Raw genomic sequence first — 17,068 nt, 5'->3', positions numbered from 1 at the left:
TGCAAATGCTTTGCCCTTATATTAATTTTGTGTGAGGTTTATCTGATGCGATCGAAAATTGACAATCGAAAATCCGCTTATCCTTCCTCCTTAATCTTCTTCAAATAAGTGGAAATTGCCTCTGTAGCTAGCTGGGTGATTGGCTTGCCCTGACGGGCTGCTTCTTCCTTTAGCTGGTTGTAGATTTCATCGCGGACACTGATTCGACGGCGGACTTTACCACCGCCAGCAGTGGCAGTCTCGTTTTCATCGCCGTTACTAGACGTAACTTCTAATTCATTAATCTCAGTTGTCATCGAGTCAGCAGATTGGTGATTGGTTACAAATTGACGGATAGATTCTAACCCAACGCGATCGCAAAAATCGCCAAAACTCTCGCTTTGTTGCCGTTTTTGCTTGAAATAAACAAAAATTGGCTCCAGAAAAGCTTCAAAATCATTGACGTGCAGCTTTTCCTCAATTGGTTTTGCCAGCCGCGTCTGGGAAGGAGAACCGCCCAGCCAAATCTGGTAGGATTCCGGGGAACTCCCGACAAAACCCAATTCTGCCATATAAGGACGAGCGCATCCATTGGGGCAACCCGTCATCCGCACTACAAAATGCTCGTCTGGTAAGCCAACTTTGGTCAAACTCGCCCGAATCCGCTCTAAAATGCTGGGAATCACGCGCTCGGATTCGGTAATTGCCAGCCCGCACGTCGGCATGGCGGGACACGCCATCGCATAGCGTACCAAAGGATCGATCGCAGTTTCTGCTTTAATGCCGCTGCGATCGAGTATTCCCTGAATTTCTGATTTGATATCTGGGGAAATATCGTAAATCGTGACGTTTTGGTGCGGTGTCACCAGCAGGGGCACATTGTACTTCTGCACGATTTCCCGCAAAGCTGTTTTTAGCTGAAATGAGCCTTCATCCTTAATCCGGCCGTTTTCTACGGAAATGCCGACAAACAGCTTGCCGTCGCCTTGTTCGTGCCAGCCCAAGAAATCAAAATACTTCCACTCAGGCAGCGGTTTAAACGCTTCTAGCGGTTTGCCAAAATATTCGGCTACTTTTTCTTGGAACCACTTGACGCCTTTGTCGTTAATTAGGTACTTGAGTCGGGCGTGTCGTCTGTCTGTGCGATCGCCAAAATCTCTTTGCGTTGCTACAATTGCCTTGACCAAATTGTAAACATCATCCTTGGCAACATAGCAAATCTCGTCCGCAACGCGAGCAAAAGTTTCTTCTTTATTGTGAGTGCGGCCCAAACCCCCGCCGGCAAACACGTCAAAACCTTGCAACTCGCCAGCTTCATTGGTAATTACCACCAAGCTCAAATCCTGAGAGTACAAGTCAATTGAGTTGTCTCCCGGTACAGTAACGGAACACTTGAACTTGCGCGGCATATAATGCTCGCCGTAAATCGGCTCTTCCTTGTCGTCGCTAAAGATTGTGCCGTTCGCGTTTTGCTGTCTGGCAGCCTTAACTGCGGGGTCTTCCTCAGCGGAAATAGCCTTTTCGCCATCAAGCCAAATTTCGTAATAAGCACCGGTTTGCGGTGTCAGCAAATCGGCGACATTGTTGGCGTATTGCAAAGCATACTGGTATTCTGGGCGATTTTTGTAAGGTGCTGGCGGTGCCATGACGTTGCGGTTCAAGTCGCCGCAAGCTCCCAAGGTTGACCCCATATTTTTAATAATTGAGGAAAACACTGCTTTAAGATTTTTTTTCAGCACGCCGTGAATTTGGAAACCTTGGCGGGTTGTGACGCGCAGCGTGTGGTTGCCGTATTCTTCTGATAGCTTGTCTAACGCCAAGAATAGCTGGGGTGGAACTAACCCGCCGGGATTGCGGGTGCGGAGCATGAACTGATAGTCTTTTTCTTGTCCTTTAACTCGATTGTCGCGGTTGTCTTGCTGGTACGAGCCGTGAAATTTGAGAATCTGAATCCCGTCTTCGGTGAAGTGGGTTGTTTCTTGTAACAGTTCAGTCGCAACGGGTTCTCGTAAATAGTTGCTGCGTTCTTTGAGACCTTCTGATTTCGAGGGCTTGCGCGCCGCAGGGGTTGAAGTGGTAGATGTGATCATGGGAATGTATAGTGCCAGTTATAATTAGATAAAGGTCGATCGAATATTTCTTGACAATTGGACAGTTGACAAATTTGCACTTGACAAATTTCCTCAGAAATGCTGTGGCGGATTTGTTGAGAACTAAGTTAATAACGGTAATCCGGTAGGAATTCTGATGTTGTTCTATTTTAACACGTTCGAGCCCGGGCCCCAAAAATTGTAATTAAGAGTTTATACTTTGGCTAGCTTAACTGCCGGAAACTTTAGAAATAATTAACCTCAACCTTTAAAACTATGTCACTGTATGACGAAGACACCTTTGTGGTATTAGAAACAAACCAGCCGGAGCAGTTTTTGACGGCGGTGGAACTATTAGAAAAGCTGAAAGCGGTCTTATCCCGAGAACACGAAGATTTGCCGCAGGATGTACTCAAATTCTCTTCGGTGGAAGAACAAGCTAAGTATTTAATTGATACCTATTGTGAATTAGATGTCGGGCCGGGCAAATTTTTGCAGTGGTACGCAGTGCGTTTAGAAAAATAATTTTGGTGATTGGTTGTTAGTTATTTGTTATTTGTTATTTGTTATTGGTGATTGGTTATGATAGCCAACAACTAACAACTAACAACTAACAACTAACTATTCTTCCAACTGTTGAACAGATGATACTTCAACTGCGGTAACATCGATCGTACCGGGCGGCGTCAAACGGCTAAAATGACCTTCCTCTATTTTCAAAGGTTCGCCACAGTTAGCACACTGAAACTGAGTTTGATTTAAAGCTGTGAATTCGTACTGACAAACAGGACACTTGTCCTCAATTAAATTGCGTTTCAGCCACCACTGAAGCGCGAAAAATCCTACCACAGGAGTCAGCAGCAACAAACCTACTACAATCAAAAATGATTTAACTACCCAACCCAAACCAATTGACACCAACACGCAGGCGATGCCCAGCAATATCAGCCAATTGCTAATACGGGGTAGGTTTAAAGAGATTTTGGGGGTGCCTTGGTTCACGGTGGTCTCCTTTGATGTCTTTTCAGGTAGGCGTAACTACATCCTACTCAGAAATTCAGGCGGTCGATCGAGTTAATATTTCTATTGTACACGCAGAAACCGCTCTCTACGTTACAAGTTCATCTGAGTCAGAAGCTTGAAAAATCCCTTGCAAGGATTCACACAGCGATTAAGAGCTAAATCTTGCTAGGGTTTGTTCCCTCAACCAATGCCGATCGCACCTTCGATCCTTTCCTTGAAGCATTTCCACACAAGCAACCGCTACTGCTGCCGGATCTCGGTGAGGAACTCGCCATCCCAGTTTACCATCTTGCAGCGGATCTGCCGAACCGTCTGCGTCCCCGGCGAGCACTGGTATTCCGCAAGCTAGAGCTTCTAAATACACTATACCGAAGCCTTCCTGGGAGGGCATTACATAAGCATCCGCAAGTTGGTAATGTGCTGCTAAGTCTGCTGTCGGTACAAAACCTGCAAATATAACTCTTTCGGAAACTCCCAAATCGGTGGCGAGTTTTGCTAATCTAGGGCGATCGTCCCCGCGTCCAATTACTAAGTATTTCACATTGGGAAAACTTTTGGCAATTTCCGGCAAAGCTTGAATTGTGACATCGACGCCTTTGTAACTATCAGTCGATCGCAATCTGGCGACAGTCATCAATATCTTAGCACCAGTCAGCTCGTATTTTTCTAATAAATGCAGCGGTTTGGGGCCGATAGTAAATATTTTTTCATTGACAGTACAAGGTACTATTTGGAATTTGTCGGGATTTAAGTTGTTGAGTTCGCAAGTGCGATCGCGCGTGTACCGGCTAATCGTCCAAATACTCTCAGCCTGTCTCATTGCTATTTGATATTTTAGCGGAAGTGTTTCCCAAACTTCCTTGCCGTAAGTTAAAATCGTATAGGGAATTCCCAACGGCTGGCATAATGTTTTAATGAGCGGTGCGAGTTTGATGTGACCGCAGAAAACCCGTTGAGGTCGTTTTTGCACCAAGCAAGTTAGCAATTTGGCGGCAAACTTAAAACGGCCAAGCCAAGCAGGATGAGTTTTTAAGTAAGAAAATTTGAGATTTTTTGACTTGAAGGGATTGTGACAATCTGGTGCATCTCGCAACAGCAAAACTTCTGCTTGTGGCGGAAAGTTTTTGGCTGCGCTTAGTGACAGGTAAGCTTTCAGCATATCTTGAATGTAGGATTGAATCCCGCCTTCGCTGGAAAATATTTCTAGGAAACACCACAAGTAAGAAGACTCGGCAGTTGAAACCGCGTCTGTACAAACAAAACCCGCATCGGCTGGTTGAATGCCAGAAGTCGTAGGGTGTGGATCCATGAAAAATCGCTAATTAAATACCGACAATCTTACTGGTACGTTGTTGCGCTTGGGCGCTCTTTAAATATATAAGAAAGCGGGCTTTGCTCGATCGGGGTATAAAGTTGTTGCGCTTGGGCGCTCTTTATATATGACGAAGCGCTTAAGCGCAACAACGTACCTTTGACGGGTGCCACCTCCGCGCAGCAAACCCCCGTCTCGGCTTTCAAGTCGCTCAAAAAACAAAAAGCCCCTAAACATCGCTGGTTAGGGGAGAAAATTATCAGGGTGCATCTACTAATGTGGTTAGTATAGCATCCTTTTGTGGGGTGTCACCCATCATGGGTGACACCAACGCAGTTTTTTCGATGAGAATAAATTATCTTTGAGGTGCTAAATGATTGCCAAAGCTTGTATGTCCGATCGCATTGTCGCTGTTAACCTAAGATAGGACTGACGCAAAAATCCTCAGAAAGCCTGTAGATTGGTAGATTTATGCTCGCGAAAGCCGATATTTTTCCAGAAATCGGGTTGGCGATCGGCAAGTCCTATTATTTAAAATAAATCTGTGCTAGACCTCAAATTAATCCGAGAAAACCCGCAAGCCGTACAAGAGTGCCTCAACACTCGCGGAGGCAACTACGAAATCGAGCCAATTCTGCAACTAGACAAACAGCAGCGGGAGCTCGAAGGGAAGCGATCGCAACTGCAAGCCCGCAGCAACGAAATAGCCAAACTCATCGGGCAAAAAAGAAAATCGGGTTTACCCCTTGAATCTCCCGAAATTCAAACTTTGCAAGCAGAAGGTAACGCAGTCGGCACCGAGTCGAACGAATTGCAAGCACAGGAAAAAGACTTAAAAGCTCAAATAGAAGCCTTATTGTTACCATTGCCGAACTTACCAGACAAGTCAACTCCGATCGGCAAAAATGAAGATGAAAACGTCGAAATCCGGCGCTGGGGAGACGAATACATTCCCCAAAATCCGGAGATTTTGCCGCACTGGGAAATCGGCGAAAAGTTGGGAATACTCAACTTTGAACGCGCTGTCAAAATCTCTCAACCTCGATTTGTCACCTTAGTTGGAGCCGGTGCAGCCCTGGAAAGAGCGATTATTCAATTTATGCTCGACAGGCATACAAAAGCTGGTTATGTAGAAGTAATTCCCCCACTTTTAGTTAACACCGAATCCCTCACTGCTACCGGGCAGTTGCCGAAATTTGCTGAAGAAAGTTTCAAGTGCGACCAAGATGATTTATGGTTAATTCCTACTTCCGAAGTTCCGGTAGTGAATTTGTACCGAGGTGAAATCTTGACAGCAGAACAGTTGCCAGTTTATCACTGTTCTTTCACTCCTTGTTTTCGCCGGGAAGCCGGAAGTTACGGCAAAGATACGCGAGGATTGATTCGGTTGCACCAATTTAATAAGGTGGAATTGGTGAAACTGGTGCATCCGAGTACCTCTGAGGCTGAGCACGAAAAGCTCGTGCAGGATGCTGAGGGAGTTTTGCAGGCGCTGAAATTGCCTTATCGGGCGATCGAGCTTTGTACCGGTGACTTAGGTTTCGCGGCGGCAAAAACCTACGATTTAGAGGTGTGGCTGCCTTCTGCGGGCAAATACCGCGAGATTTCGAGTTGCTCCAATGTGGCAGATTTCCAAGCGCGGCGGGCAAATATTCGCTTTAAAGAAGCGGGGAAAAAAGGTACTCAATTCGTACACGCGCTCAACGGTTCCGGTTTGGCTGTGGGGCGGACAATGGCCGCAATTTTGGAGAATTACCAGCAGCCGGATGGGACGGTAAAAGTGCCGGAAGTTCTTCAATCTTATCTCGGTCGCGAGATTTTGTGAACCAGGTATGTAGTTGCGCTTCAGCGCTCTTTTACATAGATAAGAAAGAGCGCTGAAGCGCAACTACGTACCAGGTATGTTGTTGCGCTTCAGCGCTCTTTTATATAGATAAGCAAGAGCGCTGAAGCGCAACTACGTACCTAAGAGTTTTGATTTGGGCGCTTTTTTTCAGAGATAAGCAAGAGCGCTGAAGCGCAACTACGTACCTAAGAGTTTTGTTTTGATTTGGGCGCTTTTTTTCAGAGATAAGCAAGAGCGCTGAAGCGCAACTACGTACCTAAGAGTTTTGTTTTGATTTGGGCGCTTTTTTTCAGAGATAAGCAAGAGCGCTGAAGCGCAACTACGTACCTAAGAGTTTTGTTTTGATGAAAGCGCTCTTTTCCATAGATAAGAAAGAGCGCTGAAGCGCAACTACGTACCTAAGAGTTTTGTTCCGATGAAAGCGCTCTTTTCCATAGATAAGAAAGAGCGCTGAAGCGCAACTACGTACCTAAGAGTTTTGTTCCGATGAAAGCGCTCTTCTATATAACTGCGAACCTGGGATTTAATATTAATTACAAATTTTTTAGTGCTTCCTTGATATCCAGCGCCAAAAATCTATCCAATGCTAAATACATCCAATAAAGAGATAACTGAGCGTCACTGTTAGTCTTTTGAAACCCCAAAGCATAGGACATTTTTTCATAACTGGGGTGAATAATTAACGTGTACAAGTCGCAAAGATTGGGAAAATCTGTTTGGATTTCTACTAAAATTTTTTGTACATCCTCAATCAAAGTAATCCGGTATTCTTCTAAATATTTCGGATCGATTACCCAACAGCGGACAAACACTGACTGGCAATTCCGATCTCCTGGTAGCGCCATCTTGAAAGGATCGATATCAGAAACAGAACTTAAATGCAGGCTTTTGCTGGGAGCGCTAAAAAAATTAACATCCGATTCGCTAGCGGTGGGATAAAGTAAGTAAAATCCGACTGGATTGAGATTGTCGCAGCGACGCAAAACTCGCATTCCTTTTGAATATTGAGCAGCCGAAAGCCGAATAACTTTAGCAATCTTTTGGGGGACTGCGTTCGTGCTGCGGTTCATCCAGTTATAATAGCTTGCTAGTAAATTAGCGACGGGGATGGCATCGCACCGAGGGTTAAAATCATCTAATTTTAGTTTGACTGAGTTTTCGGGCTTCGGGGGATCTAAAATTTCTGGGATGGGTTGAATTTGAATTGCTGTAGCGTTTCCGTCAAAGTGTTTTTCGATCAATCCGAGTGCTTCTAGTTTATCTAACATCATTCCGGCGGCGCGATCGCTCCCGCGATCGGAATCCGAGTAAAATAGTTCTGCTGCTTCCCGGTGAGTGCACTGCACTTCTGTTGCTGGTAATTCCAGTTTCGCCAGCGGCGGTTTGACGCGGGGCTGGCTTTCCTGAAGCTGTTTCACTGATAAGTAAATCCAAAGCCTGACAAAGCATTCAGCCCTAGTGCGAGTGACGCCTACTCGTTTCATCAACAGCGAAACAGCGACACGGCGCTGAGATTGAGAATACCAAGTATCTAGTTTTGCAATATCCATTTCAGTTGGGAAGCAGGGAAGGAACTCTAGTTATATTTTGGCTTAATTTTCCCAAAAACTTCACCCTGCTTCAGGTTACTTGTTGCCGCTGTTGCTGAACTTGTCTGATTTCCCCTGACTCTACAATACAACTGGTTGCTCCTTGCAGGTTCAGTGCTTCACAAAGCACAATCAATCTTAGATATTTTCAGGCTTGATTTAACAAACAACGAACTCGACTAAATTAGCATTTTGAGAGGTTTAGGGTATGCACAGCGCTTATATCAATCGGATTGGGAAATTTTTGCCGGGGGAACCGATTAATAATGATGAGATGGAGGAGTATCTGGGCAAAATTGCCTCGCGCCCTTCGAGAGTCAGACAGCGCATTCTCAACAGCAACGGGATTAAACAGCGCTATTACGCGATCGACAAACAGCAGCAGACACTCTATTCTAACAGCCAAATGGCAGCGTTTGCTGTCCGGGATGCGATCGCCCAGGCAAATCTGGAACCAAGTGCGATCGACTTATTAGCCTGCGCTACCACTTTACCAGATTTATTAGTACCAGGATTTGCCAGCACGGTACATGGGGAACTTTCCGAATTATCTCCCCTAGAAATAGTTTCAACTCAAGGAGTTTGCTGCGCGGGAGTTACCGCCTTAAATTACGCCACATCTCAACTCGAACTCGGCAAAAAACAAACAGCAATCGCCGTAGCCTCCGAATTTCCCTCGCGCCTGTTCAAAAGCACCAAATTTGAAACAGAAACATCAGTCCAAGCTGGAAAAACCCTACCTTTCGATACAGAATTTCTGCGTTGGATGCTTTCCGATGGCGCCGGAGCATTTTTGCTTCAAAACCATCCAAATGCAGTAGGAATTAGCTTAAAAATAGAATGGATTGAACTCGTTTCCCACGCCAACGCCTATCCAGTTTGTATGTATTCAGGATTGGCAAGCGAAACATCAACCAAAAGCTGGTTAGATTATTCATCCTACCTCGATGCAGCCACAGCCGGAGCCTTTGACTTGCGGCAAAATATTCGCTTGCTAGACAATGTAATGAAATTAGGCGTTGAAGGTTGGCTGAACTTGATTAAAAATGGGAGAGTTTGTCCGCAGGAGATTGACTGGCTGCTGTGCCACTATTCATCTCACTTTTTCCGGGGACAAATTGTCGAACTTTTGGAACAAGCAGGCTGCATGATTCCCGAAGAAAAATGGTTTACCAACTTGTACTCGCGGGGAAATACAGGCTGCGCCTCGATTTATTTAATGTTAGAAGAATTGTTCAATTCTGGAAAATTGCAGCAGGGACAAAAAATCTTTTGTTTTGTTCCGGAAAGCGGTCGCTTTACAACGGCTTACATGATGTTAACTGTTGTGGAAAGCACTAATAAATCTATGACTTCTCAAAGTTTTCAATCCATTGATGTTCCCGAAGCTTCGCCTCTGGTAAGTGTTAAACCGGAAATGTTTTACTCTCCGCAAGCTTATTTGTTGCGGGAGTTAGCCTGGATTTGGCTGAGATTCGATCGCGAAATTCGTTCTGTTCCCATTGTCCGCAAATTGTACCGGGGAGAGTTTACAATAGAAGACTATCAAGCTTTGCTGTGCAATCTCCGCCCGCAAGTTGTCGAGGGAGCGCGCTGGATTGCTAGGGCTGCATCTAACATGACTGACTTCCGTTTGCGATCGACTTTTATCGGCCACGCCCAAGACGAACACCGCGACTATCAAATGCTAGAACGGAATTATGTTTCTGTCGGAGGCGAGTTGTCAAAAATCGTGGAATATGATAAGAATATCGGCAGCGAAGCACTGTCAGCTTTTATCTTCCACCAAGCATCGCGGGAAAATCCGGTTGATTTAATTGGCAGTATGTTTATCATCGAAGGATTGGGCAATCGGTTGGCGGGAAAGTGGGCAAAAGAAATCAAAGAAACTCTCGGTTTGCAAGACGAACAAGTATCATTTTTAGCTTATCACGGAGCTAATGACGAGTCGCATTTATCCAAATTAGAAAATTTGATTAATGCAGAATGGATGACAGAAGACATCGCCCGTCGCATTGTCAAAACCGCTCGTGTTACTGCTCGTTTATATCTATTGCAATTGGAGGAAATTCGCTAATGCAAAAGCTGCAAAAACAAGATATCACAACTCTTCCCGACGAGCAGAAAGTTCCTTACGCTACCAAACCTTACAACCGCCGAGATCCGAATGTTTGGGATGTCCTGTTTTGCGATCGATCGATTCCCGTCGATTTAGTAGCAAAAGGATATATGATGCGGGATTTGCAAAACTGGACTCGCAATTATTTGCTCATCCCGATCAAAGTAATTGCTAACTTGTTGCTTGCGTTAATTATGACTGTCAAGCGCCTATTGCCCTTTCAATTTCGCGCTTACACTTTAATGCACAAATCGGCTGCATTTTTCCTAAATAACTTTGTCTCGCCCGAAGCTTGTTATTTAATTGTGCGGCACATCAGCATCGGCTCCAACATTATCAACTTCTTAATTGATAACGGCCCGGATACCCAGATTGAAAAGTCAAAACTTTATCCCCGCACAGTTAGCGATTTAGCTGACAATGCCTTTCTCGAACACGACTTAATTTTGTATAACTTTGTCTGGGACTACAACCAGGCAATACTTACAAATCCCAACTGGTTGCAGCTTGTCAAAAAACGCGCAATTAATTATGATAGCATTCAACCTGTGGAAGTTGCAATAGATTTTGAGAAACGCAGGTGGCTGAGGATTTTGGATCTGGAATCTGCGATCGAGCTTTTTAAGGTATTCTATTCTCTGTGTTTGACTAGCGACGAATTTGCGCGAGCAGTGATGTCGCTTCAGTTAGATGAAAACTTCGGAGTGTACGTCAGCGAGATTACCGGAAATTACGACTGGAATCATGTCATTGTCAACCGCCATCCGCTAGCACCCAACAGTCCATTTAATGCGGCGCGCGACTTGTTTTTGCACGGAATAATTTCGGAATATCTCTATCGGTATTTGGAACTGCGAAAAGAGATGAACAATGCTGAAAATTAGAGTGCGTCATCTCTCGAATCAAAACAATCAAATACGTTCGTAGTGAGGACTTCAGTCCGCATAATTTCAGTGAGGACTTCAGTCCGCATAATTTCAGTGAGGACTTCAGTCCGCATAATTTCAAAAAAATAAATTTCTCACTACAAACACTTTCTCTTAAAGATAATTAAGTAATATGATATATAGCCTTTTTCAAAAAAATGAGGTATGACTGGTAGCCCACACAATCCTTAGACTAAGAGGGCTGAAGCCCAACAACTTACCTCATCTTTGTGAGAACCGCTATAATACCATTTATAAAAAATGTGGCAACTATAAAATTTTTGGGTTTGTTTAGTTCACCCAATGTGTAAGGTGCGTCGCCCCACCGATTTTTACTCTTTTTTAGAGATTGTCGATGGCGACACACCCTACATATACTCTTGCATTAATTTGGCAAATTGATATAATTTGATTTGCTTAATCATCGAAAACCTCTAAGCTGAGCCACCCAACAAGTTGCCAAACATTCTTGATTTTAAGATAAAATCAAGAAAAAATCTCAAGCCAGTGCTAGCTGTGGTTGTTCTGCTAATTTCGAGAAATCATGATAGATCACAATCCACTTACCTGTAATCGGATCGCGGTAAGTAATAAACGGATTAGATTTTAAAGGCTTACTACAAGGTTTGGCTGCCATTTCTACACACTCCAAATAATTTTTATTGAATAATTCTACAACGCCATACTTTTAATGATCGCCTGTTTTGCAGAATATCCGGGTGATTGTTGCCTCAAAAACAGGTGATATTTCAGGCATTTTGTGGTGACAGATAGCACTGTGTAGTGTGATTGAAAAATTAATTTATAGTGAGCGGTATCACAAAAAAACTCCGAAAAACAATTCTGCCTCGTGCCTTTTATCGTCTATCTTCAAAAGGCCGACTATTTTCAGTGGATATCTGATATTATTAAGTAAGGTAAAGACGTTTATCAGAGATCTCCTCACAAACTTATGGCGCTATTTGGATTTGGCAAAAAGTCGAGTCTGCCGTCTCCCCAAGACGCATTGCCGGGACGGGCAGAGTTGATGCCGGTACCGGCAACTCACTTTGTTAATGGCAATCCCCTCAAACCTCCGTTTCCAAACGGCATGGAGACTGCCATGTTTGGTCTGGGCTGTTTTTGGGGTGCGGAACGCAAATTTTGGCAGGAAAAAGGTGTTTTTTCGACTGCGGTTGGCTACGCGGCGGGGATTAGTCCGAATCCTACTTACAATGAAGTTTGCAGCGGGATGACGGGACATAATGAAGTTGTTTTGGTTGTGTTCGATCCGAAAGTAATTAGTTACGAAACGCTGCTAAAAGTTTTTTGGGAAAGCCACAATCCGACTCAAGGAATGCGTCAGGGAAATGATTCCGGTACTCAATATCGATCGGGCATTTACACGTATTCACCTAGCCAAATGCAGCTAGCTGAAGCTTCGCGCGATGCTTACCAGCAAGCTTTGACGCCTGCTGGTTACGGCAAGATTACTACTGAAATCATTGATTCTCCTGAGTTTTATTACGCGGAAAGCTATCACCAGCAGTATCTTGCTAAAAACCCGAATGGTTATTGCGGTTTGGGCGGTACTAAGGTTTGTTTGCCGGCTATGTCTCAGGCTTGAAATTTTATCCCGCTTGATGGGGATACAATCAGGTTCGTTGGTGTCAATTTAATCTCAAATGTAGTCATATAAATCTGTCTGACGATTAAGGCCAGATCCCCCCTAGCCCCCCTTAAGAAGGGGGGGACAGGAAGCGATCGAACTATTAGGGCCCGATCCCCCCTAGCCCCCCTTAAGAAGGGGGGGACAGGAAGCGATCAAAGTCGGGTGCATCTCAGTTTTGCATTTGTAGTGCTGTAAAAAAAATGCTTTTTGCGAAAATGAGATGCTCCCTCAAAGTCCCCCTTCCTAATGGGGATTTAGGGGGATCGGGCCTCAGATAAAAGCCAGATTTCTCAGGCTTCAGACTTAATTTGACACTAATGAACACTGCTGTGTCCCTACAGCATAGGGCTAGAATTTCGCCACAAACAGCGGAATGTGTTAGTAGTTGAAAATAGGTAAAAAATGCTGACGGCTGTTGTAATTATCAATTTAATGATATCTCTGGTCTGTTTTTATATAGCTGCGAGAGTGTGGAAAATCAGGCGGACGATCGCACGTTTTGAATTTCGGATCGCAGCAATCGAGCGCTGTAGCAACAATGTCCTCAGCAAATCGCCGGATTTCTTTGCTAAAAGGCAGCAAAGTGCTCACCAATTACGGCGGAATTATCAACAACTGGAATTGCAACTGCAACAGGTTCAGCAACTTTTGGGATTGCTGGGTTTGGGACGGATGCTTTGGCGGCGGCGCGATTCCCTGCGGGATAGCTTCGCTTCACGACCTTTGAGGTAAGCTATCCTACAATTGTATGGAGAGAAGTTATAAAAATGTCAACTAAACGTTCAGGATTATTTATTGGCGGTTTGTTGGTGGGTTCTGCGATCGGGGCCGTGACTGGGTTGCTGATGGCACCACGAACGGGCAAGGAGACGCGGCAGATCTTGAAAAAATCGGCCGATGCTTTGCCGGAGTTGGCGGAGGATTTATCGACTAGCGTCCAATTGCAGGCCGATCGACTTTCTGAAACTGCAATCCGAAATTGGGAGGAAACTTTGATTAGACTCAAGGAGGCGATCGCTGCGGGTTTAGAAGCAACTCAGCGGGAACGTCAAACACTGTCGGAAACTGAAGTCGAAGTTACTCCCCCGTCGCGCCCTCCCGTCCGCTAACAAGGTCACGATCAAGCAAAAATAAGGTATTTTAATCATTGTGAGCCGATCGCAATCATTGATTTACTGCAACACTTAGGTCAGCCCCAAATCCGAGATTCAAGTGAGTGACCCTATATTTTGGCTAGGACTTTCGATTTTGCTAGTAGCAGTTAGCCTGACTGCTGTTTTAGTGACTCTGATACCTGCGGTGCAAGCGCTGGCCCGGGCAGCCCGCAGCGTGGAAAAGCTCGCTGACACGCTTTCGCGCGAGTTTCCGCCCACCCTGGAAGCGATTCGGTTGACGGGGCTGGAAATTAGCGAGTTGACGGATGATGTCAGCGATGGGGTGCAAAGTGCGGGGGAGGTTGTCAAACAAGTCGATCGCAGTATTGGTAGCGCGAAAAAGCAGGCGCAAAACGTGCAGGTAACTACTCGCAGCGTGGTGACTGGGATTAAAGCTGCTTGGAAAACTTTAACTCGGAAGCCACCGATTTCTGGGGGGAGGGGCAGAGGGGGCGATCGATTGTCGCAGAGTCAAAGAAGTGCGATTTCGCTGAGGGATTCGGGTTTGGATGACAGATATTCTGGGGGTTACGGTACGGGCGCGAGTAATGGGGAATCGCCACGGTTGAGGAATAGCGAGGGTTCTAGTTTGCCGGCGGATGCTGAAGATTTTGAGCAAGTGCGATCGGGCGATGCTTGATAGCACCCAATTGCTCATCCTCCCCCAACAGCACAGCCATCCCACCAGCAAGGATTCTTATCAATAAAATCCATCAAAGCATTATACTTAGGCGAACCCTTTTGCTCCACATACTCCAAAGCGCCCCAACTTCCCCACTTACTAAATCCGCTGACATCCACAAAGTGCATGAAGAGATTGCCTCCACCTTGTTTCCAACTATTGAGCAACTGCGTGTAGAGCTCGTACATTTCCGGACGCCTATTTAATTCCATAAAAAACTTAGTTAGTTTTTCATTATTTTCCACTCCTTCAATACCTACAATATGTTGACCGCCCTCGTAAACAAATAACTTGAGATTTTTCTTTTTAACCACATCTAAGAAATACTTAAAGTCATTAGCAACATCTGGCAAACTATCTTTAAATCCTGGCAGCAACCCACCCTCTTTTAATTGCTTAAAAGCTTTGCCAAAGCCGCCATCTGGCTCTTTCAACCAAGACTCTACTTTACTGACACTTTCTTTCGCGCCCAAATTTCCACTGAAATATCCAGCTATAGCTAAGGCATCAATGCCGTGTTGATAACAAGGTTTATTGCCCTCAGCTACCCAATAGGAACACTCTAAAGAATAAGTTTCTAAATCTCTCCAGGCTCTTTGAGTCCCCAACACGCAGACAACTCGATTCTTTTCATCCCCAAAAACGCCTTTCCAGATATCGCACATTTGAGCAGTACGCATTCCGTGCCATTGCATAAAAGCGTCTCCTTTATCTCCCCACTTAGCTTTACCTTGCTCCAAAGCATAATTCGATTGTGGAAATGACCAATTCCAAACCTCATTAGAATACTCTACATAAACTTTCAGCTTTGGGTCTAAACTATCTTTTACCATTTTAGCAAAATTAGTCATATATTCATCCGCAGCCTGATGCGGCATATTAAACCAAGGTTCTGCTTGGAGTTTATTAGCTAAATTCACCATAATTTCTATGGGAACATTGCCTCTGTAAGCATAGGATACACTCTCTGGTTTAGGTCGGTTTGACCATTCTTTTTGTTCAGAACCGTTTGTCCCCATCCAGTCCATAAAACGCAAAACTTTAAATCTTTTAATCTTTTCAATAAACAGCGGATTAAATATTTCACCGCTTTGAGACAACTGTTCATCTTGGGAGCGAATTACTTTAATATTGCGGATATAGTTCCCAGTTTTCTTCGGATCTGTAGCAGTAATTGTGATAAATATCCCTCCGCCTTTTGTGGCATCGACATTTATGATATCCCTTCCGGGTTTAGATGCAGCATCATCTTTTTGGGCATCAAAGTTATATTCGATCGCACCCTCACCCTCATAGGTAACAATATATTGCCCTGAAGGATAGAGATTGGGAATTTCCCTAAGTAAAAGGGTACTTACTTTAGTATATTTAGGAGCATCTTCAGGAGATGGAAGAGATTTCACCCACCCGTTTTCATCAAGATTTAAAAGCTTATATTCCTCTGTATCCCATTCACCCTTACAGTTAGGTTGTCCGCTGGTGCATTGAGTTATCCATTGTCTAGAAGATTTGAAAGCATCTAAAAAGGGTAATTGTGTTGACCAATCAGCAATACCGCTAAGCCCAATTCCTAAAGAAGAGCTAGCATTTGAGGTATTTTTTACTTCTGTAGCGACAGGTACTTTGGGATTTGCTATCGGAGTTGTTGGAGAATTTTTAGTTGTGAGATCCCAACATCCGGGAATGAAAATGACAAATATTAATAAACCAATGAGAAAGCCAATAACTTGATTTTTTGACCGTACATTTAATCTAGACATAGATTTGAATATTTTAATTTTTGCAGGTAAAATCGTAGCTGGTACAAAAGTTTTAATTTTGATATTTTATCAAAAACTTCCTTCTGAAACTATCAGCTACAACATTATTAACATTTTTACCTCTCAGTGGATGGGCGATCGCCCTTTCTATAGGTTCGATCCTTCGGACTTCAGTCCGCATAATTTCAGTCGCCAAGTGCGATCGCCCATCTAGTCTTTTCGATCCAAGTCTTCTGTTATCAGGTTCGTAGTGAGGACTTCAGTCCGCATAATTTCAGTCGCCAAGTGCGATCGCACATCTAGTCTTTTTTATCCAAATCTTCGGTTTTTGGAGTCTCTGAAGTTGAGGGGAATGTTAATTGGATGTTGATATCCATTGATATTGTACTTTGCTCCAGCCAACCTATATTAACTATTTTTATTAATGCTTCTGTAGGTATAGAATTATTTACTTTAAATTCAGGAGAAGACTGAGTTTTATATCCTGCTTCCTGTAGCCGATCGCAAATATTGCGCCAATTTCCTACAGGTTCGTTAGGTACATCGGCGAGTTTTTTCACATATTGGTATAAAGTTTTACATAGATAAACCTCCGCACTTTTGGAAGTCTGAAACAGTTGGCGGGCGATTTCGGCGGGACTGCAACCGGAAAGTAAGCCTCGGAGGTAGAGTTTTTCGGTTTCTGTGAGTCCCCTGCGCGATTTCGGAGAGATTTGCCGTTTAGCTTCTGCAAAAGCTTGGTACAGCCTTTCTAAGTCCCAGTTTTTCGCGGCTTCGGCAAATAAGTCTTCCTTGGATGCCATTGTCGGATGTGTTGAGATATGACTAACGATAGCATAACCGAAATTGCTAGCGTTTGTTAGTTGCTTGCTAGCTTTGCTTATTGTATTGTTATATACATCAGATAAAGTTGAGTTTGTTGATGCGGTGTGACGCC

At 44.3% G+C, this 17,068-nt stretch carries 17 protein-coding genes; 10 read left to right on the top strand and 7 right to left on the bottom strand.

The window, feature by feature from the left end:
* Positions 1-77: 77 nt before the first annotated feature.
* Positions 78-2,069: a sulfite reductase, ferredoxin dependent gene (sir, locus tag QZ938_RS11335; protein WP_293351443.1), complete on the bottom strand. Its 1,992-nt coding sequence runs from the start codon at positions 2,067-2,069 to the stop codon at positions 78-80.
* A gap of 276 nt (positions 2,070-2,345) precedes the next feature.
* Here sir and QZ938_RS11330 point away from each other — a divergent pair, with 276 nt between their 5' ends.
* The gene (locus QZ938_RS11330) at positions 2,346-2,594 is read left to right on the top strand and encodes a chlororespiratory reduction protein 7 (RefSeq protein WP_293153857.1); all 249 of its coding nucleotides are present in this window, start codon (positions 2,346-2,348) and stop codon (positions 2,592-2,594) included.
* Positions 2,595-2,690: 96 nt separating this feature from the next.
* Here QZ938_RS11330 and QZ938_RS11325 read toward each other — a convergent pair whose 3' ends face one another.
* Positions 2,691-3,071: a hypothetical protein gene (locus QZ938_RS11325; RefSeq protein ID WP_293351444.1), complete on the bottom strand. Its 381-nt coding sequence runs from the start codon at positions 3,069-3,071 to the stop codon at positions 2,691-2,693.
* Between the two features lie 14 nt (positions 3,072-3,085).
* Between QZ938_RS11325 and QZ938_RS11320 the strand changes: the two genes are divergently transcribed.
* Positions 3,086-3,211, top strand: a complete 126-nt coding sequence (locus QZ938_RS11320) for a hypothetical protein (RefSeq protein ID WP_293153863.1) — start codon at positions 3,086-3,088, stop codon at positions 3,209-3,211.
* A gap of 29 nt (positions 3,212-3,240) precedes the next feature.
* Here QZ938_RS11320 and QZ938_RS11315 read toward each other — a convergent pair whose 3' ends face one another.
* The gene (locus QZ938_RS11315) at positions 3,241-4,401 is read right to left on the bottom strand and encodes a glycosyltransferase family 4 protein (RefSeq protein WP_293351445.1); all 1,161 of its coding nucleotides are present in this window, start codon (positions 4,399-4,401) and stop codon (positions 3,241-3,243) included.
* 547 nt (positions 4,402-4,948) lie between these two features.
* On the opposite strand from QZ938_RS11315, the gene serS reads away from it, so the two are divergent.
* Complete coding sequence (serS, locus tag QZ938_RS11310) at positions 4,949-6,229, top strand: serine--tRNA ligase (RefSeq protein WP_293351446.1); 1,281 nt, start codon at positions 4,949-4,951, stop codon at positions 6,227-6,229.
* Positions 6,230-6,783: 554 nt separating this feature from the next.
* On the opposite strand, the gene QZ938_RS11305 is transcribed toward serS, so the two are convergent.
* Positions 6,784-7,800: a hypothetical protein gene (locus QZ938_RS11305; RefSeq protein WP_293153872.1), complete on the bottom strand. Its 1,017-nt coding sequence runs from the start codon at positions 7,798-7,800 to the stop codon at positions 6,784-6,786.
* Positions 7,801-8,047: 247 nt separating this feature from the next.
* Here QZ938_RS11305 and QZ938_RS11300 point away from each other — a divergent pair, with 247 nt between their 5' ends.
* Both QZ938_RS11300 and QZ938_RS11295 read left to right on the top strand, forming a co-directional pair.
* Entirely contained in the window at positions 8,048-9,916 is a 1,869-nt protein-coding gene (locus tag QZ938_RS11300) for a 3-oxoacyl-[acyl-carrier-protein] synthase III C-terminal domain-containing protein (RefSeq protein ID WP_293351447.1), read from the top strand.
* On the top strand, positions 9,916-10,842 hold the full coding sequence (locus QZ938_RS11295; protein ID WP_293351449.1) for a hypothetical protein: 927 nt from the start codon (positions 9,916-9,918) through the stop codon (positions 10,840-10,842). Before QZ938_RS11300 ends, QZ938_RS11295 begins: the two co-directional genes overlap by 1 nt.
* Positions 10,843-11,383: 541 nt before the next feature.
* Here QZ938_RS11295 and QZ938_RS11290 read toward each other — a convergent pair.
* Entirely contained in the window at positions 11,384-11,521 is a 138-nt protein-coding gene (locus QZ938_RS11290; protein ID WP_293351451.1) for a hypothetical protein, read from the bottom strand.
* Positions 11,522-11,836: 315 nt separating this feature from the next.
* On the opposite strand from QZ938_RS11290, the gene msrA reads away from it, so the two are divergent.
* The 4 genes from msrA (at position 11,837) to QZ938_RS11270 (ending at position 14,329) form a co-directional block, all read left to right on the top strand.
* Positions 11,837-12,490: a peptide-methionine (S)-S-oxide reductase MsrA gene (gene msrA / locus QZ938_RS11285; protein WP_293351453.1), complete on the top strand. Its 654-nt coding sequence runs from the start codon at positions 11,837-11,839 to the stop codon at positions 12,488-12,490.
* Positions 12,491-12,937: 447 nt separating this feature from the next.
* Positions 12,938-13,267 carry a hypothetical protein gene (locus QZ938_RS11280; RefSeq protein ID WP_293153887.1) on the top strand — a complete coding sequence of 110 codons (330 nt, stop codon included), beginning with the start codon at positions 12,938-12,940 and terminating at the stop codon, positions 13,265-13,267.
* A 35-nt stretch (positions 13,268-13,302) separates the two neighbouring features.
* Positions 13,303-13,644 carry a YtxH domain-containing protein gene (locus QZ938_RS11275; protein ID WP_293351455.1) on the top strand — a complete coding sequence of 114 codons (342 nt, stop codon included), beginning with the start codon at positions 13,303-13,305 and terminating at the stop codon, positions 13,642-13,644.
* Positions 13,645-13,747: 103 nt separating this feature from the next.
* Complete coding sequence (locus QZ938_RS11270; RefSeq protein ID WP_293351457.1) at positions 13,748-14,329, top strand: DUF948 domain-containing protein; 582 nt, start codon at positions 13,748-13,750, stop codon at positions 14,327-14,329.
* 14 nt (positions 14,330-14,343) lie between these two features.
* Here the strand turns inward: QZ938_RS11270 and QZ938_RS11265 are convergent, their stop codons facing one another.
* Entirely contained in the window at positions 14,344-16,131 is a 1,788-nt protein-coding gene (locus QZ938_RS11265) for a cellulose-binding protein (RefSeq protein WP_293351459.1), read from the bottom strand.
* A gap of 4 nt (positions 16,132-16,135) precedes the next feature.
* On the opposite strand from QZ938_RS11265, the gene QZ938_RS11260 reads away from it, so the two are divergent.
* Positions 16,136-16,345, top strand: a complete 210-nt coding sequence (locus tag QZ938_RS11260; protein WP_293351461.1) for a hypothetical protein — start codon at positions 16,136-16,138, stop codon at positions 16,343-16,345.
* 85 nt (positions 16,346-16,430) lie between these two features.
* On the opposite strand, the gene QZ938_RS11255 is transcribed toward QZ938_RS11260, so the two are convergent.
* Positions 16,431-16,934, bottom strand: a complete 504-nt coding sequence (locus QZ938_RS11255) for a DNA-binding response regulator (RefSeq protein ID WP_293351463.1) — start codon at positions 16,932-16,934, stop codon at positions 16,431-16,433.
* Between the last annotated feature and the right edge of the window lie 134 nt (positions 16,935-17,068).

This window comes from Microcoleus sp. CAWBG27, assembly GCF_020883145.1.
Lineage (GTDB): Bacteria > Cyanobacteriota > Cyanobacteriia > Cyanobacteriales > Microcoleaceae > Microcoleus.
The sequence above is the reverse complement of the archived record's forward strand: the minus strand, read 5'-3'. Positions and strand labels throughout refer to the sequence as shown.

Excerpts from the sequence above, each read along its gene's own strand:
- QZ938_RS11320 (WP_293153863.1), top strand. The coding sequence starts at position 3,086 with ATGTCTTTTCAGGTAGGCGTAACTACATCCTACTCAGAAATTCAGGCG.
- QZ938_RS11275 (WP_293351455.1), top strand. The coding sequence starts at position 13,303 with ATGTCAACTAAACGTTCAGGATTATTTATTGGCGGTTTGTTGGTGGGT.
- QZ938_RS11300 (WP_293351447.1), top strand. The coding sequence starts at position 8,048 with ATGCACAGCGCTTATATCAATCGGATTGGGAAATTTTTGCCGGGGGAA.
- msrA (WP_293351453.1), top strand. The coding sequence starts at position 11,837 with ATGGCGCTATTTGGATTTGGCAAAAAGTCGAGTCTGCCGTCTCCCCAA.
- QZ938_RS11330 (WP_293153857.1), top strand. The coding sequence starts at position 2,346 with ATGTCACTGTATGACGAAGACACCTTTGTGGTATTAGAAACAAACCAG.
- QZ938_RS11280 (WP_293153887.1), top strand. The coding sequence starts at position 12,938 with ATGCTGACGGCTGTTGTAATTATCAATTTAATGATATCTCTGGTCTGT.
- QZ938_RS11315 (WP_293351445.1), bottom strand. The coding sequence starts at position 4,401 with ATGGATCCACACCCTACGACTTCTGGCATTCAACCAGCCGATGCGGGT.
- QZ938_RS11305 (WP_293153872.1), bottom strand. The coding sequence starts at position 7,800 with ATGGATATTGCAAAACTAGATACTTGGTATTCTCAATCTCAGCGCCGT.
- sir (WP_293351443.1), bottom strand. The coding sequence starts at position 2,069 with ATGATCACATCTACCACTTCAACCCCTGCGGCGCGCAAGCCCTCGAAA.
- QZ938_RS11265 (WP_293351459.1), bottom strand. The coding sequence starts at position 16,131 with ATGTCTAGATTAAATGTACGGTCAAAAAATCAAGTTATTGGCTTTCTC.
- QZ938_RS11255 (WP_293351463.1), bottom strand. The coding sequence starts at position 16,934 with ATGGCATCCAAGGAAGACTTATTTGCCGAAGCCGCGAAAAACTGGGAC.
- QZ938_RS11290 (WP_293351451.1), bottom strand. The coding sequence starts at position 11,521 with ATGGCAGCCAAACCTTGTAGTAAGCCTTTAAAATCTAATCCGTTTATT.
- QZ938_RS11295 (WP_293351449.1), top strand. The coding sequence starts at position 9,916 with ATGCAAAAGCTGCAAAAACAAGATATCACAACTCTTCCCGACGAGCAG.